Genomic DNA, 22,848 nt, shown 5'->3' with positions numbered 1-22,848 from the left:
TCGTCCTCACGATAGCGCTGGTTGGATGTTTTACGGCGGCAATAGTATGAGCGCCCACAACGAGGGCGTGGCGCCGGTGGTCGTGGTCGGCGCTGGCCCTTCCGGGCTGGCTGTCGCCACCCTACTCGGCCAGTACGGCGTCGAGTGCCTCGTCCTGGACCGCTGGGAGGGCGTCTACCCGCTACCACGGGCGGTACATCTCGACGACGAGGTCTATCGCATCCTCCACCGTCTGGGCGTGGGGACGCAATTCGCTGGGCTCAGCCGACCTGCACACGGGCTACGTTTGCTCGCACCCAACCACCGGGTGCTCGCGGAGTTCCAGCGACCGGCCGATGGCGGCGCCCACGGCTATCCCCAAGCGAACATGTTTGACCAGCCGGACCTCGAGCAGCTCATGCGCAACAACCTCCGGATCATGCCTACGGTGACCCTGCGCGGAAATGTCGAGGTTCTCCGTGTGACCCAAGGCAACGCGGCAGTCCAGGTGGACTTCACGGATCGTGCCACAGGGGCACGCGAGTCGGTCCGTGCCAGCCATGTCCTCGGCTGCGACGGCGCCAGCAGCATGGTGAGGGGGGCCATCGGCGCGGAGATGGAGGATCTGGGCTTCGAACAGCGCTGGCTGGTTGTCGACGTCGACACTTCGGCGCAACTGAACCAGTGGGAAGGCATCCACCAGCTGTGCGACTCCCACCGCGCCGGTACCTACATGCGCGTCGGAGAGCTCCGCTATCGCTGGGAGTTCCGGCTGCTGCCTGACGAGACTGCCGCCGACTTCGCGACGATGGATACGCTCCATCCGCTGATCCGGCCCTGGACCGGCGACGTCCCGGTGGACGATCTGCGCGTGATCCGAGTCGCCGACTACACCTTCCGCGCCCTGGTCGCCAATAAGTGGCGCGACCGCCGGGTCTTCCTCCTCGGCGACGCCGCTCACCTGAGTCCTCCCTTCATAGGCCAGGGCATGGGGGCGGGACTCCGAGATGCGATGAACCTGGCCTGGAAGCTCGCCGGTGTTCTTGCCGGCGAGCTCCCCGCAAGCACGCTGGCCAGCTACCAGACCGAGCGCAAGCGGCACGCGAGAAGAACCATCACCGTCGCAAAGCTGTTCGGCCTCACCATGACCGCGGGTGGTCGCGTCGGTACGGCCCTGCGGAGGTTTTTCGCACCGGGCCTGCACCTCGTGGCAGGCCTTCCCGCACAGTCATGGACAGCTATACCCCTCGGCTCCCGGCTCTCGGCACTCGCCCGCACCTCCGCCGTCGGACGTCTATGCCCCAACGCCCGCACTTCGGTCATCCCGGACGGCAAGCGATTCGATGACGTCGCCGGAGACGGATTCGCGCTGCTAGCTCTCGCGATCACTCCCGAAGAGCGCGAACGGATCCTGCTCAGGGGCGCGGCGCCCGTCGTCCCGGACCCCGGATCTGAGCTCCAGCAGTGGCTCGTCCGACATCGGATCGCTGCTGCCGTTGTCCGCCCGGATCGTGCCGTGATGTTCACTTCCGACTCCGTCGCCGGGAGCCTCGCCCGCCTGCCGTCCTTTCACTCCGCGGCCGCGAAGACAGAGCGGACAGAGCGATGAAAGCGCATCGGCTCCCCATAACGTCCTCGGGCATGACCGCACTACCGGACCGGCCAAGGTGAGACGCAGCAGAAGTGGCCGCGACACCCCGCGGGATCAACCGCTCCCATACCCGAACACAAAGGAACATCATGAACCCCACGACAACCTACCCCACGATCCACGACAGTCTCGCCATCGACTCCGACAGCACTCAACGGCTCTTCCTCGAAGCGCGGACCGCCAATAGCTTCTCCTCCAAACCGGTCTCAGCCGACACATTGGCCGCGATCTACGAGCTGACGAAGATGAGCCCCACGATGATGAACAACCAGCCGCTGCGCATCACCTGGGTCCAGTCACCCGAAGCCCGCGAACGCCTTGCCTCGCACCTGGCCGACGCTAACCAGGAGAAGACCCGCACCGCCCCCGCAGTCGCGGTGCTGTCCTATGACAGCGACTGGCACGAACACTTCCCAACGTTCTTCCCGCCCGCCCCCGAACGCAAGGCCATGTTCGACGGCGACAGAATCAAACGCGCCGAAATCGGCAAGAACAACGCCTGGCTCCAATCCGGGATTTTCATCATGGCGGTACGTGCAGTCGGGCTCCATGCAGGCCCCATGGGTGGATTCGACGCCGCCGGCGTCGACGCTGACTTCAACGCCGGCACCACACACCGGGCGTTCATGGTGGTCAACGTCGGGGAACCAGGCGAGGACGCCTGGTTCCCACGCCTGCCCCGCCTCTCCGCCGACATCGCCGTACGAACCATCTAACTGACTACAATCCACAACCGGCAGGGTTTTCTCCTTCGACGCAGCGAAGAAGAAAACCCTGCCTTTTGTGGTGCATGGGCCCCCTCGGGGAGCACGTGCTTTGCCGCAGGACGTGTGCCTCTCGCCATAAACCGGTGGCTCCTCACAGACGTCCTGCGAACAGAATGGGGCTTGCGCGAAGCCGCCATCTCGGGATGGGGCGCCGTCAGCAACCGCATTGCCGCCTTGAAGGCGGGACTTGACCTGGAAATGCCCGGCACCGACGGCCCAGCGCTTACCTGGCGGCTCCCCCGCCAGCCAAGCGATACGACTCCTGCAGCAGCTCGTCCAGTTCCTCGACGTCGATCCTCTCCAAGCGGACCAGCACCAGTTTCGGGGACCGCTCGTGGTGGGGCGTCCAGAAGAAGGTGTCGGGGCCGGTCCCTGCGAGTGCTTCCCGTTCCTCGGTTTTCACGGTGAGGACGCCGTCTTCCCAGATACGTGCCATCAGGGTTTTTCCGAACCATGCCGGCTGGCCCCAACTGGGCCGCTCGCTAACCCCCGGCAGTCCATGGCAGATCTGGCGGACATCTTCCTCTGTGGCCATGGTTCACTGTGGCACCGGAGCCCCTGACCAGGCAACGCCTGCCCTCCCTAGGGAGACTTCCAAAAATTGCTTCGACCACAGGCGGTCAGTATTGCGGCCTACCTTCCATACGCTGTATGGTTAAACTTCCATACAACGTATGTTTCTGCGGTGCATCCCGCATCGTCGGCGCCGTTGCCAATACCGCCCTGTACAGAGGAGCAACCCATGACCGTCCACTCCACGGACGACCTGCCATCCAGCCCGGAAGACATCGACGCAGTCAAACCCCAAAGACACGGCGCCGGTGGGCGTTCGCGCTGGAATCTCAGCACTCTGCGCGAGCTGTGGCGGTTCAAGGAATACGGCCGGCCCGAGCGAAAGTCGCTGGTCCTGGGCGTGCTGATGAACGGCGGGCAAATGGCCGCCAATCTTGCCGCCCCCTGGCCGCTGGCGCTGGTCATCAACGACCTGCTCCAGGACAAGGGCCAAGGCAACAGCCAGGGCAAGAGCGGGATCCTGCACGCCGTCGCCGGGTGGTTCGGCGGTTCGTCGATGGCGATGCTGCTGGTCGCGGCGAGCGCCGTGGTGGCGATCACCGCTGCCGCGGGGATGTTCTCCTACTTGGGCGACATGTACATGAACGGGTCCGGCCAGCGGATCACCTCGCGCATCCGCGCGGATGTATTCGCCTACACCCAGCGGCTGCCGATGGCCTTCCACGACCGGCAGAACGTCGGCGAGCTGACCAGCCGGGTCGTCTCCGACACGTCAACGGTGGAATCGACCCTGCGGGATGTGGGCACCGACCTCGTCCCGTCCGTGCTCACCCTGGCCGGTACCGCCGCCGTGATGGTCGCGGTGGACTGGCGCCTCGGGCTGATCGGGCTCGTCGTCGCCCCGCTGGTATTCCTGACCGCTAACCACTTCGCCGGCCTGACCCGGCAGTACGCCCGTCGCAAGCGCGCCGCCACCGGCGACCTGACCGGGCTCGTCACCGAGTCCCTGATGGGCATCCGCACCGTGCACGCGTTCGGCAGCCAGCGGGTGCAGGACCAGCGGTTCGCCACGCAGAACGACAACGTGCTCGGCCTGTCGCTGCGCTCGGTCAAGGTCAGCGCCAGGTTCTCCCCCACCCTGCAGTTGGTCGCCTCCGTGGGCACCGCGCTGGTGTTGTTCGTCGGCGGTTACGGAGCGCTGAAGGGCTGGTGGCAGGTCGGGGTGCTGGTGGTCGTCACCAGCTACCTCAAGACCATGCTCTCGCCGATGAAGTCCCTGGCCAAGCTGGCACCCAGCTTCACCCAGGGCGCCGCCTCCGCCCAACGGATCGCCGACATCCTCGACCAGCCCACCGACCACCAGGGCACCGAGGAGCCGCTGCCGGCCCGCGTCGACGGCCGCATCGAGCTGCGCAAGGTCGTGCTGGACTACGGCACCGGCCGCGGCCCGGTCTTCACTGACGTCGACCTGACCGTCACCCCGGGCGAGCGGATCGCCCTGCTCGGTGACAACGGCGCCGGCAAGTCGACCCTCCTGTCTGTGATCGGCGGCCTCTACCGTCCCACCTCCGGCCAGGTCCTGCTCGACGGGCACTCGGTCCCCGACGTCCCGGAGCGCTGGCTGCACCAGCAGGTGGCCATGGTCCTGCAGGACACCTTCCTGTTCTCCGGCACACTGATCGACAACATCCGTTACGGCCGCCCCGACGCCACGGACGCCGAGGTGGCTGCCGCCGCAGAGGCGGCCCTGGTCAGCGAGTTCGCCGATGACCTCCCCGACGGGCTCGACACCACCGTCGGTACCGGCGGGACCGGGCTGTCCGGCGGGCAGCGCCAGCGCGTCGGCATCGCCCGCGCACTGCTCGTCGACGCCCCCGTCGTGCTCCTCGACGAACCCACCACCGGCCTGGACGTTCACGCCGAGGAACTCGTTGTCCAGGCGCTGGGCCGGCTCGTCAAAGGTCGCACGATCATCGCGACGACGCATCGGCCCGCGGTCACTGCGCTGGCCACCCGCACCGTGTACCTGCGCCGGGGTGGCGTTCTGGACACCGAGCTGCCCGAGACCGCTCCGGCAGACCCTTCCGCCGACCGCACCCACCTCACAACCATCGGAGCCCTCTAATGACCATCACCGCGACGAACACCCGAGAGCCGTCCACCCGCCGCACCAAGCCATCGAAGAACCAGACGGCGACCGCGTCCCCGCCCACGGCCGGCGAGGTGGTGCTGCATGCCCTCCTCGCCCAGACCAGGGCACTTCGGGAGGCCGAGCGCAAGGTGCGCGACGACGACCCGAAGGGGGTCACCAGGATGCGCGTCGCGATCCGCCAGCTGCGTTCCACACTTCGCGGCTTCTCCCGCATCCTCGATCGGCAGGTCACTCGACCGGTGTGCGCCGAGCTGGCGTGGCTGGGCCGCCAGCTCGGCGAGGAGAACGACACCCAGAGGACACTCATCGAGCTGAAACGACAGCACGACGCCCTGCCGTCGGAGTTGATCGTTGGCCCGGTGTTCGACCACGCCCGGACCCAGCTGGACCAGCTCGCCGTCAGTAGCAGCAAGACCACCCATGCCACGCTCGACAGCGATCGCTACGCCGCGCTCCGTCAGGTGCTGGACTGGCCGCCGGCCGACCCGCCCTTCACCGAGCGCGCGGCGCGGCCCGCGGCGGAGGAGCTGCCAAAGAGCATCGCCAAGGCGCTGCGCACGCTCGACCGTCACCTCGTGGCCGCCCAGGCGCTGCCGGCGGGGACAGAGCGGGATGAGGCGCTGCACGACGCCCGCAAGGCCGACAAGCAACTCCGCTACGTGATCCACGTCGCCACCCCCGTCGTCGGCAAACCCGCCCGGCGGCTGGGCCGGCAGGCCAAGAAGCTCCAGGACCTGCTCGGCGACTACCAGGACGCGGTCGTGACCCGCCCAGTGGTGCAAGGGCTCGGTTCCGCCGCGTCGGCCAAAGGTCATCCGACCGGCACGTACTACCTGGTGGACGCCCTGGAGCAGGTCCGCACCGACCGTGTCCTGGAGAAGCTTCCGCGCCGGTTAAGCAGCCTCTACAACGAGGCGGCCTGGCTGCCCAACGCCGCCTCCCTCCAGTACGACCCGGGGACGTCAGCCGCGCGGACCGGGAGCGGGATCTGAACGCACCACAGCTGCCAAATCGAGCGTTACCGGCGGTCGAGGGGCCGCCGCAGCCGAGCGTCGGCTCGGTCTCAACCGACCACCAAGGCCAGACAGCTCCGGCCGCGTCGCGGGCCTGACCCCGCGACGCGGCCGGAACCGGGGCGCACTCTCCGTGGCTCAGAAGTCGTCGCCGAACGAGACGGGACCGCTTCGCGAAGGACTTCGGGTGATCCTTCACACCGTCGGGGCCCAGCTCACCCCGTTGTGGGCCTTCTAGCCGAAATTCACCGCCGCCGCGCTGATCGACTGGTGCGACACCGCTGGAGTCGACACCGCCTTCATCGACCCGAGATCACCCGACAGAACGCCTTCATCGAATCCTTCAACGCCCAGTCCAGAAGGGAACAACTTTCTGGTGAAATCATCCACACCATGGCCGGAGCCAACTATTTGGCCGAGGAATGGAAATCTATCTACAGTCATGAATGGCCCCACGAGTAGCTGGACGGCATGAGGCCGAAACGCTTCTAGGAAACATGGACCGAAACAGGCCAAATTAGCTATCGCGTAGACGCTGGACTGCTAATTGGGGTCCGACCAATCACGCTGACCGGGCTGAGAACGAAACAATGAGACCTAGACGTGTGTTCGGCTCAATGTCACACTGCCTCAATGGCACTACTGAAGTTTAGCCTTGCGCAAGTCTGGCTTGTTGGGATCATGCGTCCAACGGGTCGCGGCGAGGGTGTGGAGTGTGCAGCGCTCCGACATCTCGCATCTCATCGAGGGTCACAGGTAGGAGACCAACACGCAGCGGTTCGCTTCGCTCGGACTACCCAAGTTGCTTCCGCTGCCGCAACGACAGGTCGCACTTTTTAGAATCACGCCCGGTAGGCCGGATGGGGAGGAAGCGAAGTAAATGAGCGCTGATCGGGCATTTTGGCTCCGGATCGCCCGAGTGATTGGCATCAGCGCCCTCGCTGCGTCCATTCTCCTCTCCGGCTTCGGGCCCGTGGCCACATCGGCGGCAGCGGAGTCGATGGCCGTTGCGGCGGCGTACACGCCTGACGAACTTGCGATGCTTCCTGGCGAGACGCGTGCGACAGGGCTCCGCATCCAGAACCCCACGAGCGCCCCTGTGGTGGTCAACCCGAAGATCAGGCAGGAAAGCGGCGCAGTTAGTCCACTCGTCATAACCCTTGACGAGACACCCGTGTCGATTCCGGCGGGCGGCTCGCTGACTGTGCCAGCAATCGTCACTCTCCCCGCCCGGCTGTTGTCGTCCGTCACAGTGGTCACGACGATCGGTTACACCGGAGTGGACTCGGCGGGGTCAATCCTGGCTACGCTGAAGGTCTTGCCCGGGACGATTCCGGCGCTGGCGTCGAATGCGCTCACGATCTCCCAATCTGGCGACACGGCGATGGTCGATACCCAAGCCGCAGACCTCTATTTCGGCGTCCAGAACACTAGCGCTCTGACGCAGCGCATCACAGGGGCAACGCTCACTTTCCCGACCTTTCTCAAAGTCGAATTGACTAAGGCCTCGCGCCCTGCTGACGCCCCCACAGGTTCCCTTACGCTGGATCTGCCGGACACCCTCGCCCCCGGAGACGGCGCCACCGTGCACCTACACGTAAGCGCGCCGAACGGCGTTCAGCCTGGAAGTGCCCTAGTCGTTCTATCAATAAACTACGAGGACTCGGTCGGCCAGAACGCCGGATTCGCCACGGACAGTCACAAGATTTCCCTGAGCGTGTTTGGGGAGGACGCGTTGACCGGCGCCTTCGGCGCGGCGATCGCGCCCGCGCTCTTCGTCGTTCCTGGTCTGCTGTTCGTGCTCGTCGTCTGGTTCCTGTGGTGGCGTGTGTATCCCCGCGAGTTGCCTATCGAGATCACGCCGCCGCAGACGATAACCGGCACGGTGGCCTTGGCGATCCTCGGTGTTCTTTTCGCGATGCCGTTTCCTTTTCTTTATACGGAGATTTTCGGCCGGAACTACAGCGCTGTCTACGGATTCGTCGATATCGTCCGGATCTGTGTACTAGGCATCGCAACCGGGGCAGCAGTCTGGGCGGTCGCGATAGCAGTCCGATGGGTAATCCGCCGAAATCGTTTTCAGCCGAATGACAGTGCCCGAACAGTCCTCCGCAAAATCACGCGCTTCAAGGGCAAGGCTAAGACCAAGGACAAGCTGGATCAGGTAGCTAACGCGAACTACACGAACCAGAACACAGGCAGGGTGTTTGTGCTCCGCTTCGGCCCGACTACAGCCTTAGTATGCCCCCGGATCGTGTCAAAGCCTTCAAAAGAAGGCGAGAATGCAGCAAGGTTCGATGCTCTCCTCACGGAAGGAAAGAATCGAGAGCTCTACGAACTCGTGACGGGCCCGGACTTCAGCTCCCCCGAATACCAGCCAACCAAGGATGTCGCGACTGTTACTAAGGTCAAACTGACTGACCTGACGGACTTCGGTCACGGCAGGATTGTCAGCACGGAGTCGTAATGGGTGATCGAGTCGAAGGTAAAAATGAAGGGCCGGGTGCGAGCACCCGGCCACGGCCCGCCATCGGGCGGCCCAATTTACTTAAAAGTAAATTCTATCTACTCAAAGATAGTTATTCAGTCAATTCGTTTATATCAAGTGGCCGCAAGGATAGCAATAGGGGCAGATGTCATGGCTAGTATCACTCGTTTTCATATCAGCTGGCTGCTGACATCTGCGCTTCGGGAGGTTGTCATTGATGGACTCGGTAAGCCGTCACTTAGCAGTCTGACCTCCTACACGACCGCCTTCATGGCGGCACCCACGACGGGAGCAGAATGGCTGAAGCCGTGGGGCTCCTACGAGACGGGGCACAAGTACTGGGCGGCTCTGCTCGGCTCTGGGTATTCGACGGCCCAGGCGTACTCGGGGTGGATCAAGCAGGTACCACTGTTGCGGTCTAGGGGGTTCGTGCCGACAACAAATCGCCTGAATGTCATCGTGACCTGTGAGCGCTACCTCTACCCATCCGGAGTCGGCATCGCGGTCACCGCGACGTTTGAAGGGGATTTGACGCTCGAAGCCGCGGCATCCCTCCAACAGCAATTAACTCAACTCGCGGTGTTCAAAGCATCCGACGACAAAATCCGAACGATCGATATGATTCTCCTTCACGAGGTGCAGCAACTAGAGAAAGACGTTCTCGGCAGTCCGAGTAGTAGCCCTGTGCGCGGCCTCGAGCTGACTACAGTGACAACCATTTCAGGAGCCACGGGAACAACTTCAACTGAGGAAGCGACGGCTCTGTTGAGGCAGATGTGCTATCCGGGGCAGCCTCCTGGAAATACTCTCATCATCGCTAATAAGCACGGCAAGTTTGCCGAGACGATCCGCCTTGCAGGACAGAACACGCAGGCGTCATGGTCGCCGAAACGCAGCACTACGCCCAAAGAAAGTGATGGACTAACCTGCTATCACCACAACACAGTGTTGTCCGCGCTCCACATCGCACAGTTGCTCAACCTGGCCGAACTAGCCGGCCCACAACCTGCTAAAGAGCCTGCCCACGCACAGCAGCTGTATACGCGGGCAGGCGCTGTCCTCGGCTGGGCGTACGGTGGAGAGTCTGTTTACTCGACGTATTTCGCACCGGCAGCCATCGATGATTCGCACCTCGTCGACGGCATCAACTTGATACGCAAAGACCTAGCCGGTCACGGGCCGATCCATCTCCGGAACGCCCCGACCGGACCTCAACCCACCGGTGAGCCTAGCTAGGCCTCGATCCATCGGTCAACTTGGTCGATTAGGGTAGCCAGTGCGTGATCACCTTCTACCGACGTTCGCGCCCAAGTAGCCGGGCAGCGTCAGCCACCGGTTGGCCAACTCCCGCAGTTTGAGAGCCGATCGGCATGTGGGGACGAGTAGGAGCGGACAGACCGCCACCGAATCCCGCGCGGGCAGCTCCCGAGGGCTTCGGCTCGACGCCCAGATCTGACGATCATGCCATTTGAAGCCACCGCCCGGAGGCCCTGAATGTCTCGTCGGATGCTGCTCTTCCCGGGCACGACCTGCACAGTGGGCGTCTACGCCTCGGCGAGCGGTGGAACCTTTCGCACATCCTCGTGTCATGGCCGGACGACGAGCACCTCGCGCACTGGACATGGATTCCCGCCGGGAACGTCCGCCGCTTCAGCGACTCCGAATGGGACATCGAGGAGGACCGGCGGTGCCCGGTGAAGCTGCGAGGGATGCGGTGGGTAAGCCGTCTGCCGGGGTTCCTGCCGGCATGAGGGGATCATGTGAATGGCAAGAGTTTCTTCACCACCGAGTTCTTGACGTTGCGAGGCCCGCAGCAACTCCCGCAACGGGTACCGGCACCGGGGCTTCGACACCCGCACCGGCACCCTGGACGTCGCCATCCCCTAGCTCCGGCAGGGATAGTGCTTCCCGGACTGGCTGCTGGAACGCCGCCGCCGGGCCGAGGTCGCCCTGACCACCGTGGTCGCGACCAGCTACCTGCTCGGGGTCTCCACCCGGCGGATGGAAAAGCTCCGCGCTGCTGCGTATCTGGCACGGGACGTCAACCCAAAATGATCTAGCCGCTGGTCACGGATCTTGCCGCCGACGGTGTTCCCGTGGCGGTGGACTGCAGGGTGTCGGGATTCAGCCAGCAAGGCTATTACCGGTGGAGAGCCAGCCCGGTCACGGAACGCGACTGGGTCGACGCACACCTGGTGAACGCCGCCCTGGACATCCATGCCGACGATTCTGCGTTCGGGTACCGGTTCATCGCCGACGAACTCCCCGAGAAGGGCATCATGGCCGGTGAGAACAGGGTTCAGCGCTTGTGCAGGGACCACGGCATTTGGTCTGTATTTTCCAAGAAGCGCGGACTGAACCGGAAACCGGGCCCACCGGTCCACGACGACCTGGTGGAGCGGGACTTCACCGCCGCTGCGCCGAACGAGCTGTGGCTGACCGACATCACCGAACACTCCACCGCCGAGGGCAAGCTCTACCTCTGCGCGGTGAAGGACGTCTATTCCGGAAGGATCGTTGGCTACTCGATGGACTCGCGGATGAAGTCTTCGCTGGCCGTCGCCGCGCTGGAGAACGCGGTGCGGACACGCCGCCCGGCGGGGACCGTGGTGCACTCGGACCGCGGCTCCCAGTTCAGGTCTCGCCGCTTCGTTGAATCGCTCCGACACCACGGGCTCACAGGCTCGATGGGCAGGGTCGGCGCGTGCGCGGACAACGCCGCGATGGAATCGTTCTTCTCCCTGCTGCAGAAGAACGTCCTGGATAGGCAGCGGTGGACCACCAGGCAGGAACTCCTTTTAGCCATCACGACCTGGATCGAACGGACCTACCACCGCCGGCGACGGCAAAGACGGCTGGGAAAACTCACACCAATCGAATATGAAACAATCAACCGGACCGCGCTCAGAGCGGCCTAAGACCCCGAGCCAACAAAAGCCGGGGCAGTCCCGAGCAGCTTTTCGTGGTCCTGGATAAGCGGCCCGTATGCTGCAGTTAGCACTATTTGGTGATCCTCTTGTACGAGAGCTGGATGGCTTGTGGAGTCCTGGCTTGCATCCGAGCACGGACCATTAGTCCGCCAACGACTAAGCGTTTTACGTTCCTCCCGTCAGTCGTCTGCTGCTGCCGGTCGTATCCTAGCGGCCCCGCCCCATACCGGAGCTTGATCTGAACGCCGGCCGGAACCTCAAATTCCGCAACCGTGTTTGGAGCCTTGATCGTAAATACCTCCAGATCGTGCCAACGCCCGGCGGATAGATGCGTGTGTACGCGGACTTCAGCCATGATTTCTCCAGCCCTCAATTAAAGTCGCCATGAATTCCAATTCCGTTGCTGGCGCTAACATGATTGTTTTGCCTCATCCCGGTGCCAAGGGTGGGACGTTGCCATTTGTGGCCGTCGACTCGAAACCCTTGAGAGGGTCGCCCGATCCGCCGGCGCCGTCCCATTCGTTGCCGACGCTGCATCGGAGAACGGTGTACGCGAACTTGTTGCAACTACCGTTGAGCGATTCGGATCGATCAACGGTCTCGTGCTGAATGCGGGCATTGTCAGCCCCGGGGCAGTCGGTGAGTCGGCGAACGAAGACTCGGACGCAACGATCCGTACCAACTGACGGGTCCCTTCCTTCTGGCCAAGGCAATCGTGCCGCACCTCATAGCGGCTGGCGGCGCCATTGTGGGAGTCGCCTCAGCCGCGGCGCTCAGGGCAACCGCAGGTATCCCCGGGTATAACGCCTCAAAGGCGGCGCTAACAATGCCGATGCAGTCGATTGCCGTGGACTACGGCCCACTTGGGGTCCGAGCGAACGCCGTCTGCCCGGGGTGGACCCGCACCGAAATGGCAGACCAGGAAATGGATGAATTCGGCGCAGAACTCGAGCTGAAACGTCAACACGCTTACTCCGTGGCCACATCATTCGTGCCTACCCGACGGCCAGCAGAGGCGCTCGAAACCGGAAACGTGGTGGCGTGGCTGCTCTCTGACCAAGCCTCGTATGCCAACGCAGCCGTGATACCGGTGGACGGCGGAATGATTGCCATCGATCCAGGTTCGCTGGCCGTGATCCGCGTGTAAGGATTTCAGGCGCCCAGTCGGCTGTGATGCAAGAACGAAGGTGAGCCTCTCCGCAGACAGCCATGTCACGAGCCTCGGGCACCCGGCCAGACAACGGTCTGTTCATCCAGCAGACCACGCAGACACAGCCGTCACGCCTTCTGTTCCGGCCGATCATTCGAAACATGCAGCCGGGGTATCCAGCCCCGTCACGACCGCACTATCCTGGAAACACGGACCTGAGCTATCGCTTTCGCTCCTGTATTGCACCCGCCGCTGACCCGAACGGTTCAATGCGGCAATGGCCCGCCGCGCAGCCCATCTGACCCTGCCCCGGCGCCCGAAAAAACCGAAGAACTGCCCGACTCCCTGATGGTTAACGGAAGCTCCCAAATAGGGGAGGAACCGCCGTCGACATCGGCGCTGGCCCGGGCGTAGGCTAGCAGCATCGGCGCATGTGCCCGGTGACTCTGCGTCGATACCTCAATCGATGAAGGAGGACCAATGAGTGCCGTACGTGAATTCATGAGTACGGATGCACAGTGTATTAAGGAGAACCAGTCCCTCGTAGATGCCGCACGGATGATGCTGGATCTGGACTGCGGATCGTTGCCGATCTGCGGTGATGACGGCAAGTTGAAGGGCATGATCACTGACCGGGACATCGTGCTCAAGTGCGTTGCCGTGGGCCGTGATCCACGCGAGATGATGGCCCGCGACCTCGCCACCGGTGCGCCCCACTGGATTGACGCCGATGCGAACGTTGACGCCGCCATCGAAATGATGGAGAAGTACCAGGTCCGGCGGCTCCCGGTCATTGCTGACCACAAGTTGGTCGGCATCATCAGCCAGGGTGACATCGCGCGCAACTACTCGGAGGAGCGTGTGGGCGAACTGGTGGAGCACATTTCGGAACGCAAACATATGCAGTCGAGCAGTTCATAAAGTCAAGCAATTCATGAGCAAACAAGCGCCACGGAGTACACTCCGTGGCGCGATTTTGTGCCCGCATGGCCTTGTCCGAGGCAGCCTCACCATCGCTCCCCGCCGCGCCCAGCCCCGCGGAGGCCTTCACCGACGGCGCCCGGCGCTTCGCTTCCGGCGACTCACGCCCGGCCGCTCATCGCCCTCGATGCCGCTGCCTGATGACACACCAGAGAAATAGAGACCATCCGCGCATCGGGCCGGACACCGAGCACGGTGCAGCCGGCTGCTTGGAACTGGCGTCCGGCGATACCGGCGCGGTGGGTGTCAGGCCGCCGGGTCTTCGACTTTCACGGCGGAGATTTCGAATTCAAGGGTGATCTTGTCCGAGATAAGGACCCCGCCGGAGTCAAGAGCCGCATTCCATGTGAGACCGAAGTCCTGCCGGTCAATCCGGCGTGAGCCTTCAAAGCCCGCCCGGAGATTACCCATGGGGTCACGTTCGACGCCGATGAAGTCCAGCGGGATGGCGATGTCCTTGGTGACCCCGCGGATGGTGACGTCACCGCCAACGATGAAGTGGCCGTCGTCGACCTGGTCCACCCGGTTGCTGGAGAACGTGATCTCCGGAAACTGCGGTGCGTCAAAGAATTCGTTAGTACGCAGGTGCTGGTCGCGGTCCGCATTCCGAGTGTCGATGCTGGCCACCTTGATGGTCATCCGTGCCGACGACTGCTCAGGGTTTTCGGCATTGACGTGGATGGCGCCCTCAACGTCGTTGAACGCCCCGCGCACTTTGGTCACCATTGCGTGGCGCGTAGAGAAACCGATGCGGGTGTGGGTGGGGTCAAAGCGCCACTCACCCGAAAAGTCCGTCAAGATTTCAGCCATGGAATGCCTCCTGTGCAGGCGTGCCGGCACAGGGACTGTGCTACGGAAAGGTGTAGCAACAGTATCAGACCGGCACCCTGGGACATTAACTTCCGCGACGCGAGGTCTCCGGAAACTCATCAGGCTGAGCTCCGGGTCGGGCGAATCCTCGCCGTTCAGGAATCGTCGTCCTTTTCCGCACCGGCGTCCCTCCGGTTCCATGCGCCGAAAGGTGCCGGGCGGGAGGGCCCTCCAGGTGACCGCACCCTACGGACGGCAACCATGGCCCACGCCCCGATCAGCACGCCGATAACCACGACGAAAACACCGACGGTGAACCAGCCCTCCCGACCGAAGATCATCAGCGCAACACCCGCCAGAGACAGGCCCTTCGCCGCGATGTCCAGATATAAAGGACCTCTCAGGTGCCCCATGGATCTAAGGTAACCCTGGAGACAGTCCGCTGGTGCCCTGACTGATTCCGGTCGTGGTGGTTGCGCCAAGTAATTCCGGCCCGGAAGAACAGTTGAAACTGGCCCCACCCTGTGACGATGGTGAACGTCGAAAGCCGAGCCAAAGTGACCCTGAGCGCCTTCTCTTATTAGAGCTGGGGCAAAACTGCACCGGTATCTATTCCGCACGATTCCTGTGGGACGTCGCAGGGAGGATAGTTGTGGAACGAAAATCACGGCGTGAGTCGCCACATTTCGAGGGACTATCATGGGTTCCGCTTCCTAGGAACTGGGACGGCCACGCCTGGAATGATTCGGCGGCTCTTCCGATCTCGCTGAGGCGGCGCGATTGCCGCTCACGTCGGCGCCGCCACGACTCTTTTCTATACAGGCCCAGACCAGGTTGACCGCATTGCCCGGAACACCGCCGAGCTGATCGGCCTGGGCCGGGAGCTCCGTGATGACGAAATCAACGTCATGGAGGGTTGGGCCGGAGACCTGTACGGAGTCGATTCCACTCTGGAAGTCATCCGCCTTGGCGCCTCGCTCGAGGCCATGATCACCGACCCGGTCTACGACGGAAAGTCCCTCGCCGGGCTGATCGACCTCGTGACAAGCCTGGAGATTCCGGCCGGTCGCAATGTCCTCTATGCCCATCTGTCCGGCCAGATCGCCCCCAACGCCTACAGCGGGCTCTTCCGGTCCGGACCAGGGCAATGGCCTCCCTGCGCCGGTGCCCCGGCCGGCAGCTGACGGCAGTCCGACGGCGGCGGGTCCCCGGCGACGGGTCCCGCCGCCCGTTGAGCCACCGGATATCGGCCCACCCCGGCGGTATTCCGATCAGCCTGCGGCGGGCAGTGCGTCCGGGATGCGCGGCTTGGCGTTGCCGGCGAAAGTGAACTTCGCGTCGTCGCCTTCGCCTTCGACATCCACCACCACCATGTCGCCGGAGTGCAGCTCGCCGAAGAGGATCTTCTCGGAGAGCTGGTCCTCGATCTCGCGCTGGATGGTGCGGCGCAGCGGCCGGGCACCCATGGCGGGGTCGTAGCCGCGGGCCGCGAGGAGCACCTTGGCCGCGGACGTGAGCTCGATGCCCATGTCCTTGTCCTTCAGGCGCTTCTTGAGCCGGCTGACGAACATGTCCACGATCTCGATGATCTCGTCCTGGGTCAGCTGCGGGAAGACCACAACATCGTCAACACGGTTCAGGAACTCGGGGCGGAAGTGCTGCTTGAGCTCCTCGGTGACCCGGGCGCGCATCCGGGTGTAGCCGGTCTGGGTGTCCGTGCCGGACTGGAAGCCGGTGGCAACACTCTTGGAGATGTCCCTGGTGCCGAGGTTGGTGGTCATGATGATCACGGTGTTCTTGAAGTCGACCACGCGGCCATGGGAGTCGGTCAGGCGGCCGTCTTCCATGATCTGCAGCAGCGAGTTGAAGAGATCGGCGTGCGCCTTCTCCACTTCATCGAACAGCACCACGGAGAACGGACGACGGCGGACCTTCTCGGTCAGCTGGCCGCCTTCGTCGTAGCCCACGTAGCCCGGAGGGGCACCGAAGAGCCGCGAGACCGTGTGCTTCTCCGAGTACTCGGACATGTCCAGCGTGATCAGCGCGTCTTCCTCGCCGAACAGGAACTCCGCGAGGGCCTTGGCGAGCTCGGTCTTGCCCACGCCGGTGGGGCCAGCGAAGATGAACGAACCGCCCGGACGCTTCGGGTCCTTCAGTCCTGCACGGGTGCGCCGGATCGCCCGCGAAACCGACTTAATCGCTTCCTCCTGGCCGACCACACGCTGGTGCAGCTCATCTTCCATCTTCAGCAGCCGCGAGGACTCTTCTTCGGTCAGCTTGAAGACCGGGATGCCGGTGGAGTTCGCCAGCACCTCGGCGATCAGGTCCTCATCAACCTCGGAAATGTCGTCCAGCCCGCCGGTCTTCCACTGGCGCTCCTTCTCTTTACGCTCGGCAATCAGTTTCTGCTCCTCATCGCGCAGTGACGCGGCACCCTCGTAGTCGGAGGCGTCGATCGCGACGTCTTTGGCCTTCCTGACGGCAATGATCCTTTCGGCAATAGCCTTAAGCTCCGGCGGGGCGGTCATGCGGCGGATGCGCAGCCGTGCCCCGGCCTCGTCGATCAGGTCGATCGCCTTGTCCGGCAGGAACCGGTCCGAGATGTAGCGCTCGGAGAGGTTCGCGGCGGCGACCAGGGCGCCGTCGGTGATGGTGACCCGGTGGTGTGCCTCGTACCGGTCGCGGAGGCCCTTGAGGATCTCGATCGCGTCGGCCACGGAGGGTTCCTTGACCTGGATCGGCTGGAAACGGCGCTCCAGCGCGGCATCCTTCTCGATGTGCTTGCGGTACTCGTCCAGCGTGGTCGCACCGATGGTCTGCAGCTCGCCGCGGGCCAGCAACGGCTTCAGGATCGAGGCCGCATCGATGGCACCCTCGGCGGCACCGGCACCCACCAGTGTCTGGATCTCGTCGATGAACAAAAGAATGTCCCCGCGGGTGCGGATCTCCTTGAGGACCTTCTTCAGCCGCTCCTCAAAGTCACCACGGTACCGCGAGCCGGCCACCACGGAGCCCAGGTCCAGAGTGTACAGCTGCTTGTCCTTGAGGGTCTCCGGGACATCCCCACGGACAATAGCCTGGGCCAGGCCCTCAACGACGGCGGTCTTGCCGACGCCCGGCTCGCCGATCAGCACGGGGTTGTTCTTGGTGCGGCGGGACAGGACCTGCATGACGCGTTCCATTTCCTGCTCGCGGCCGATCACGGGGTCCAGTTTGTTCTCGCGCGCCGCCTGGGTCAGGTTGCGGCCGAACTGGTCCAAAACCACGGAACCGGAGGGAACCGCTTCAACGTGATCCTGACCGGGGCCTGTGGCCTCCTTGCCCTGGTAACCCGAGAGCAGCTGGATGACCTGCTGGCGGACCCGGCTCGAGTCGGCGCCGAGCTTGACGAGCACCTGGGCGGCAACGCCCTCGCCCTCCCGGATGAGGCCGAGGAGGATGTGCTCGGTCCCGATGTAGTTGTGGCCCAGCTGCAGGGCCTCACGCAGCGAGAGCTCCAGGACCTTCTTGGCACGAGGGGTAAAGGGGATGTGTCCGGACGGGGACTGCTGGCCCGGGCCGATGATCTCCTGGACCTGCTCGCGGACACCGTCGAGGGAAATGCCCAAGGATTCAAGGGCTTTGGCGGCAACACCCTCACCCTCATGGATCAGACCCAAGAGGATGTGTTCGGTACCAATATAACCGTGGTTCAGCATGCGTGCCTCTTCTTGGGCAAGCACAACTACGCGACGGGCACGGTCCGTAAATCGCTCAAACATTTCGCCACACTCCTGGCTGCCCCCATACCTTGATGCTACGTCGCCTCAGGCACGCTTGGGGCGTTCGCCGGAGGCAGATATTAGAGAGCCGGATTCAGCTGACGTCCCCCGGGTGAGTGGTGATGATCAAGGACTTGTCCGTTGTGCCCATGGCGTTGCCTGTCGGCTGGGCGCGCAAATGTGAGTCGCCGCGTATCCACTGAAACCGACCGTTGGGTGGAACCCAGGATCTGGATCCGGTGCCGACACACCGGGAAAGCCTCCGCCGTGCAGGACCGCTGCACCTCAGGGACGTCGTGGCGGTCCGCAATTGTGCAGCTTGGAGCCACTGCCGCGTCCGCCGGTGTCTTCGCCGGACATCCTCCACCTGGAGACGGCTGAACTCGCCCCTGGACCTCGACCTGGACTTCGACCTCATGGACTGAGACCCGAAACGATGCCCCGGCGGAACTATCAAAGAAATGGGCAACCGGGCACAAGGTCCTGTCTGACCTGCGGGATGGACCGGACAGGAGCGTCGGCGCTTTCTAATTTCAGCGCCCAGTAGCACCTTCCCGCATGGTCCGGGCCCATCAGCACGTGCCCGAACCGGACCGCAAGAACAATATGAGCGATGCCCACGACGCGGCCGCGCCAGAGGCTGCCCGCCGGCGGAGCGACGCTACCGGCCGGTGCGTTTGTCCCGGCGGGGCTGCCGGTGGCTGGCGCCTGTGCGGCAATATAGTTCGTGCTCATTAGACTGCGGCTTTGGAGTCGGCGTCGATGGGGAACATCTGGCCGGAGATGGTGCGGGCGTGCGGGCCGGCGAGGAACAGGATCAGGGCGGCGATGTCGTCCGGGTTGATGAATTTCTTCACGGACTGGTTGGCCATCGCGGAGTCGATTTCCTCCTGAACGGTGCGGCCGGACACGGACGCACGGCCCTCGAAGACGCTCATGATGCGCGGGCCGTCCACGGCGCCCGGGTGGATGGTGTTCGAGGTAATGCCAAACGGGCCCAGTTCCATGGCGAGCGTCTTGGCGAAGCCGACCAGGCCCCACTTGGTGGTGGAGTAAGCAACACGGTTCGGGTAGCCGAACCGGCCGGCCAGGGAAGACATGGTCACGATGGACGCGGCGTCGGATTCCTTAAGCAGCGGGATAGCCCGCTGCGTGACGTTGAAGGTCCCCTGCAGGTTCACGCCGACGACGGCGGCGAAAGCGCCGGCGTCGTATTCTTCCACCGGGGCGGTGGGGCCGGCGATGCCGGCGTTGTTGACCAGCACATCCAGACCGCCAAGCTCCTTCTTGACGTCCTCGAACAGGGCGGCGACGGCGTCGGGGTTGCTGACGTCCGTCACGGATCCGGTGATGTCCGGGTTACCGGCGCTGGCTGCGGCCACGGCGTCGGCATTGATGTCGGCGATGTGAACCCGGGCGCCGGCCGCTGCGAAGGCCTTGGCGGTGGCCAGGCCGATCCCGCTGGCTCCGGCGGTGATGAGTACGCGTTGTCACATTGTCTTCTCCATGTGTTCAGGCGGAGGGACAGAGGCGGGTGGGCTGTTGCCCGCTCGTCGGTGTTCCCAAATTTACGCATTTTTCTCTCGAGCCATGAGCATGTGCTGTGCGCTCAGGCCCGTCATCATTCCGCGGCGGTCGCTGTGGCGTTCTGCAGCCCGAGCAGCCGGATCGCATTCTCGCGCATGATCAGCGGGCGCACCTCCGGTTTGATGGCCAGTTTCTCAAAGTCGGCGATCCAGCGGTCCGGCGGGATCATCGGGTAGTCGGAGCCGAACAGGACCTTGGTCCGCAGGAGTGAGTTCGCGTACTGCACCAGCTGCGGCGGGAAGTACTTCGGGGACCAGCATGTACGCCGCGAAGAAGAATTCGGCCACCTCAACGCTGCAGAGGTTGCTCGCTGCAGTGAATGACCGGCCCTCCACCTCGGTGTCCATCAGCGACGGCACCACAAAATTTTCCATTCAACGCGGGACGTCCAACGAAGTTGGTCCAACAGTCGGCAGCGCCGCACAGGAGGTCACGGCATGAGCGACGCCATTGAAAATTCCCACGGCTGGGTACTGGATGTCGACGGTTGCCTGATGCGGACAAAGCGCGCCGGCGGTGCCGGCGGGGAAGCCATGCCGGGCGCCGCGGAGCTGGTGGCAGCGCTCTACGCTGCCGGACACGCCGTCGTAGTCTGCACCAACGCCTCGGAGAAGACCCCGGCCGAGTACGCGGCGCACCTCCGCTCCCAGGGAATCGGAATCCGCGACGAGGATTTTGTTACCGCCGGCAGCGCAGCCGCCGAGTACATTGCCCACCGCCACCCCGGGGCCCGGGTGCTGGCGCTCGGAGCGGAGGGTCTGGCCGCCCCATTGCGCAGTCTGGGCGTCAACCTGGCCGATCCCGCACAACCGGAACTGGCCGACGTCGTGGTTGTCGGGGCTGCAAACGGGTACAGCACTGAACAGATCAACGCGGCCAGTTTGGCCGTCGACGCCGGCGCCCAGCTCTACACCACCCAAGACCATCGTCATGACAGGCCGGCACAAGGCCGCACTCATCATCTTCGGGCTCGGCATTGCGTTCATGATCTTCGCGATGCTCATGTGGAAGTGGGGCATCCCCCAGCTCACCGGATACTTCGTGTTGATCGCCATCCTGATCGGCATCGCCAGCCGGCTGAGGCCAGGGCAGATCGCTGACGGCTTCGTGGACGGTGCACGCCAACTGCTGTTCGCCGCACTTCTGGTCGGGTTCGCCCGGACTGCCCAGATCGTGCTTGAGCAGGGGCAGGTCATCGATTCCGTGATCAACGGCCTCGTCCAGCCACTTGCCGCACTGCCGGCAGTGCTGGTTCCGGGCCTGATGGTGGTGGTCCAGAGCCTGATCAACCTGGTCATCCCCAGCTCGTCGGCAATGGCCGTTGTCACCATGCCCATCATGACCCCGCTGGCGGATCTGCTCGAGATGCAGCGGCAGACCGCCGTGCTGGCCTACCAGTACGGTGACGGCATTACGAACCTTATCCTGCCCAGCTACGCAGTACTTATCGGTGCCCTGGGCCTGGCCCGGGTTCCGTTCAACAAGTGGTTCCGGTTCATTTGGCCGCTGACCCTGATCCTGCTCGCCACCGTATTCGCCTTGGCCATAGTCGCTCAGCTCATCGGTGTTGGTCCGTTCTAACCCGTTGAAAAGCACGTAACCCCTGAAAAGGACTACGCGGCGCCCCTGAAAAGAGGCGCCGCGCAGAGCTGCTTTGGTCGCCGATACTTGCGCCCCATTGGATCGACAATTCGATAGAACTGCGCCGGTGACAACAACTGTCCCGGTGAAGCTGGCCCACAACGCACCAACCACTGCCGGTCCGGGGAAAACCATGACACTGAACCCAGCGACCGCCCGCAGGCATGATGATTGGCACCTGCTGATCAACGCCCGGCCGACCCGAGGAACTCGACGTTCACCCAAGAACCCGGAAGCGGTAGAGCCAATTGCGGCGCCGTTGTCCCACACCCCCCGCTCAAGCACCGAAGGGCGCACACGGTCACCGCGGCCCAGTTTTCGACGGTCCCCATCATCGCAGGGTGGGGCCAGTTTTAACCGCCCCTTCCGTGGCCAGAAATACTTGACACAGTCATTGTGTCCTGATCGCTGTTGCTGGCCCAATGAAGGTTCCCAGGACGTAGCGCGCGCTCTTGAAATCTGAAGGGGGCTGGACGTCAGATGGTGTCAGACAACCACACCCAAGGAGGCCACCATGACGGTCACTTTCAACCACACCATCGTCTACGCAACGGACAAGCGCCGTTCGGCGAAGTTCCTGGCCAACGTGCTCGGGCTGCCGGAACCCCAACCTATGTGGTCTTTCATGACCGTGCCCCTTGACCATGGAGTGGCCCTCGATTTCGCCACGGCGAACCGGCCCATCTCCCCGCAGCACTACGCCTTCCTGGTCAGCGAGGAAGACTTCGACGGAATCTTCGCAAGGATCCAGGCCGAGGGCATCCCCTACTGGGCAGACCCGGGACGGTCCCGCCCACAGCAGATCAACCACAACGACGGCGGACGCGGCGTCTACTTCGCGGATCCTGACGGACATTTCCTCGAGGCGATCACGCGCCCGTATGGATCGGGTGCTGCATGATTCCCAGTTGCCGGGTTTGATGTAGTTGGCGCGAGGCCAGGGTCCTGGATGAGCGGGACAAAGGCCGGGGAAATTTTCGACGTCGGATAAGTCGGCTACTTCTTAGCCTGCTTCGTACGCCGCGGTTTACCCTCTTCGTTGGCAATGGGGTTCACCGTGGGAACGGGTTTTTTCGCGAAGACCTTCGCGCACTTGGCCTCAGTCTCCTTGTCCCCCACCAAGGCGTCGCCCTGGAGCACTAGACCTTGCGGACCTTTTCCGTTGTGAACAACACCTGAGTCCCCGGGGGGGCACTCCCTCACCGGGCGAGCCCCGGCCCGGCCATGACGCGCTAGAAAAGGGACGTAGAAACCCGCCGGAAAGTCATGTCACACAGACTTCCAGGGTGCATGAACTCGTGTCAGCAGAATAGGCAACGAGAGCATCACCGATGAGCAACGGCATCACGTGGACACGGGTGTGGACGGTAATGATGGACCCCACATCCGCGGCAAACGTCTCGGACGGAGTGGGCGCGACCTTGC

At 63.7% G+C, this 22,848-nt stretch carries 14 protein-coding genes and 6 pseudogenes; 14 read left to right on the top strand and 6 right to left on the bottom strand.

Annotation, left to right across the window (positions count from 1 at the left end):
• Positions 1–46 precede the first annotated feature (46 nt).
• Positions 47–1,588, top strand: a complete 1,542-nt coding sequence (locus MRBLAR12_RS00575) for a bifunctional 3-(3-hydroxy-phenyl)propionate/3-hydroxycinnamic acid hydroxylase (RefSeq protein WP_364742598.1) — start codon at positions 47–49, stop codon at positions 1,586–1,588.
• A gap of 131 nt (positions 1,589–1,719) precedes the next feature.
• Positions 1,720–2,346 (top strand): malonic semialdehyde reductase, encoded by a 627-nt coding sequence (locus tag MRBLAR12_RS00570; protein ID WP_364742595.1) that lies wholly within the window; start codon positions 1,720–1,722, stop codon positions 2,344–2,346.
• A gap of 274 nt (positions 2,347–2,620) precedes the next feature.
• Here MRBLAR12_RS00570 and MRBLAR12_RS00565 read toward each other — a convergent pair whose 3' ends face one another.
• The gene (locus MRBLAR12_RS00565; protein WP_364742592.1) at positions 2,621–2,932 is read right to left on the bottom strand and encodes an MmcQ/YjbR family DNA-binding protein; all 312 of its coding nucleotides are present in this window, start codon (positions 2,930–2,932) and stop codon (positions 2,621–2,623) included.
• A gap of 207 nt (positions 2,933–3,139) precedes the next feature.
• On the opposite strand from MRBLAR12_RS00565, the gene MRBLAR12_RS00560 reads away from it, so the two are divergent.
• The 8 genes and pseudogenes from MRBLAR12_RS00560 to MRBLAR12_RS00520 all read left to right on the top strand — a co-directional run bounded on the left by MRBLAR12_RS00560 (position 3,140) and on the right by MRBLAR12_RS00520 (position 13,564).
• Positions 3,140–5,035, top strand: a complete 1,896-nt coding sequence (locus MRBLAR12_RS00560) for an ABC transporter ATP-binding protein (RefSeq protein ID WP_364742589.1) — start codon at positions 3,140–3,142, stop codon at positions 5,033–5,035.
• Positions 5,035–6,054 carry a CHAD domain-containing protein gene (locus tag MRBLAR12_RS00555; protein WP_364742586.1) on the top strand — a complete coding sequence of 340 codons (1,020 nt, stop codon included), beginning with the start codon at positions 5,035–5,037 and terminating at the stop codon, positions 6,052–6,054. Before MRBLAR12_RS00560 ends, MRBLAR12_RS00555 begins: the two co-directional genes overlap by 1 nt.
• Positions 6,055–6,313: 259 nt before the next feature.
• Positions 6,314–6,534: pseudogene (locus MRBLAR12_RS00550) on the top strand (integrase core domain-containing protein); the annotation flags it as partial.
• Positions 6,535–6,955: 421 nt separating this feature from the next.
• On the top strand, positions 6,956–8,542 hold the full coding sequence (locus MRBLAR12_RS00545; protein ID WP_364742583.1) for a hypothetical protein: 1,587 nt from the start codon (positions 6,956–6,958) through the stop codon (positions 8,540–8,542).
• Between the two features lie 3 nt (positions 8,543–8,545).
• Positions 8,546–9,799 (top strand): hypothetical protein, encoded by a 1,254-nt coding sequence (locus tag MRBLAR12_RS00540; RefSeq protein ID WP_364742580.1) that lies wholly within the window; start codon positions 8,546–8,548, stop codon positions 9,797–9,799.
• Positions 9,800–10,378: 579 nt separating this feature from the next.
• Positions 10,379–11,478 (top strand): annotated as a pseudogene (locus MRBLAR12_RS00530) (transposase); the annotation flags it as partial.
• Between the two features lie 473 nt (positions 11,479–11,951).
• Positions 11,952–12,640, top strand: a pseudogene (locus MRBLAR12_RS00525) (SDR family NAD(P)-dependent oxidoreductase).
• Between the two features lie 483 nt (positions 12,641–13,123).
• On the top strand, positions 13,124–13,564 hold the full coding sequence (locus MRBLAR12_RS00520; RefSeq protein WP_229992321.1) for a CBS domain-containing protein: 441 nt from the start codon (positions 13,124–13,126) through the stop codon (positions 13,562–13,564).
• 306 nt (positions 13,565–13,870) lie between these two features.
• Here the strand turns inward: MRBLAR12_RS00520 and MRBLAR12_RS00515 are convergent, their stop codons facing one another.
• The gene (locus MRBLAR12_RS00515; RefSeq protein ID WP_229992320.1) at positions 13,871–14,434 is read right to left on the bottom strand and encodes a YceI family protein; all 564 of its coding nucleotides are present in this window, start codon (positions 14,432–14,434) and stop codon (positions 13,871–13,873) included.
• 155 nt (positions 14,435–14,589) lie between these two features.
• Positions 14,590–14,847: a hypothetical protein gene (locus tag MRBLAR12_RS00510; RefSeq protein ID WP_364742576.1), complete on the bottom strand. Its 258-nt coding sequence runs from the start codon at positions 14,845–14,847 to the stop codon at positions 14,590–14,592.
• Between the two features lie 378 nt (positions 14,848–15,225).
• Between MRBLAR12_RS00510 and MRBLAR12_RS00505 the strand changes: the two are divergent.
• A pseudogene (locus tag MRBLAR12_RS00505) lies at positions 15,226–15,618 on the top strand (aminocyclopropane-1-carboxylate deaminase/D-cysteine desulfhydrase family protein); the annotation flags it as partial.
• An 87-nt stretch (positions 15,619–15,705) separates the two neighbouring features.
• On the opposite strand, the gene MRBLAR12_RS00500 reads toward MRBLAR12_RS00505, so the two are convergent.
• The 3 genes and pseudogenes from MRBLAR12_RS00500 to MRBLAR12_RS00490 all read right to left on the bottom strand — a co-directional run.
• Positions 15,706–18,195 (bottom strand): ATP-dependent Clp protease ATP-binding subunit, encoded by a 2,490-nt coding sequence (locus MRBLAR12_RS00500; RefSeq protein WP_364742573.1) that lies wholly within the window; start codon positions 18,193–18,195, stop codon positions 15,706–15,708.
• Between the two features lie 734 nt (positions 18,196–18,929).
• Complete coding sequence (locus tag MRBLAR12_RS00495) at positions 18,930–19,673, bottom strand: SDR family oxidoreductase (protein ID WP_364743708.1); 744 nt, start codon at positions 19,671–19,673, stop codon at positions 18,930–18,932.
• A 143-nt stretch (positions 19,674–19,816) separates the two neighbouring features.
• Positions 19,817–20,038, bottom strand: a pseudogene (locus MRBLAR12_RS00490) (amidohydrolase family protein); the annotation flags it as partial.
• 181 nt (positions 20,039–20,219) lie between these two features.
• Between MRBLAR12_RS00490 and MRBLAR12_RS00485 the strand changes: the two are divergent.
• The 3 genes and pseudogenes from MRBLAR12_RS00485 to MRBLAR12_RS00475 form a co-directional block, all read left to right on the top strand.
• Positions 20,220–20,510: pseudogene (locus MRBLAR12_RS00485) on the top strand (hypothetical protein); the annotation flags it as partial.
• Between the two features lie 202 nt (positions 20,511–20,712).
• Positions 20,713–21,363 carry an AbgT family transporter gene (locus tag MRBLAR12_RS00480; RefSeq protein ID WP_229992316.1) on the top strand — a complete coding sequence of 217 codons (651 nt, stop codon included), beginning with the start codon at positions 20,713–20,715 and terminating at the stop codon, positions 21,361–21,363.
• 574 nt (positions 21,364–21,937) lie between these two features.
• Positions 21,938–22,324, top strand: coding sequence for a VOC family protein (locus MRBLAR12_RS00475; RefSeq protein WP_229992315.1), 387 nt, complete (start codon positions 21,938–21,940; stop codon positions 22,322–22,324).
• Positions 22,325–22,848 lie beyond the last annotated feature (524 nt).

This window comes from Arthrobacter sp. LAR12-1-1.1 (assembly GCF_040676555.1).
Lineage (GTDB): Bacteria > Actinomycetota > Actinomycetes > Actinomycetales > Micrococcaceae > Arthrobacter.
Note: the sequence above shows the minus strand (reverse complement) of the source record. Positions and strands in the feature narration are given on the sequence as shown.

Coding starts and splice junctions, on each gene's coding strand:
- MRBLAR12_RS00475 (WP_229992315.1), top strand. CDS start 21,938: ATGACGGTCACTTTCAACCACACCATCGTCTACGCAACGGACAAGCGC.
- MRBLAR12_RS00500 (WP_364742573.1), bottom strand. CDS start 18,195: ATGTTTGAGCGATTTACGGACCGTGCCCGTCGCGTAGTTGTGCTTGCC.
- MRBLAR12_RS00575 (WP_364742598.1), top strand. CDS start 47: ATGAGCGCCCACAACGAGGGCGTGGCGCCGGTGGTCGTGGTCGGCGCT.
- MRBLAR12_RS00545 (WP_364742583.1), top strand. CDS start 6,956: ATGAGCGCTGATCGGGCATTTTGGCTCCGGATCGCCCGAGTGATTGGC.
- MRBLAR12_RS00480 (WP_229992316.1), top strand. CDS start 20,713: ATGACAGGCCGGCACAAGGCCGCACTCATCATCTTCGGGCTCGGCATT.
- MRBLAR12_RS00555 (WP_364742586.1), top strand. CDS start 5,035: ATGACCATCACCGCGACGAACACCCGAGAGCCGTCCACCCGCCGCACC.
- MRBLAR12_RS00570 (WP_364742595.1), top strand. CDS start 1,720: ATGAACCCCACGACAACCTACCCCACGATCCACGACAGTCTCGCCATC.
- MRBLAR12_RS00515 (WP_229992320.1), bottom strand. CDS start 14,434: ATGGCTGAAATCTTGACGGACTTTTCGGGTGAGTGGCGCTTTGACCCC.
- MRBLAR12_RS00560 (WP_364742589.1), top strand. CDS start 3,140: ATGACCGTCCACTCCACGGACGACCTGCCATCCAGCCCGGAAGACATC.
- MRBLAR12_RS00520 (WP_229992321.1), top strand. CDS start 13,124: ATGAGTGCCGTACGTGAATTCATGAGTACGGATGCACAGTGTATTAAG.
- MRBLAR12_RS00565 (WP_364742592.1), bottom strand. CDS start 2,932: ATGGCCACAGAGGAAGATGTCCGCCAGATCTGCCATGGACTGCCGGGG.
- MRBLAR12_RS00510 (WP_364742576.1), bottom strand. CDS start 14,847: ATGGGGCACCTGAGAGGTCCTTTATATCTGGACATCGCGGCGAAGGGC.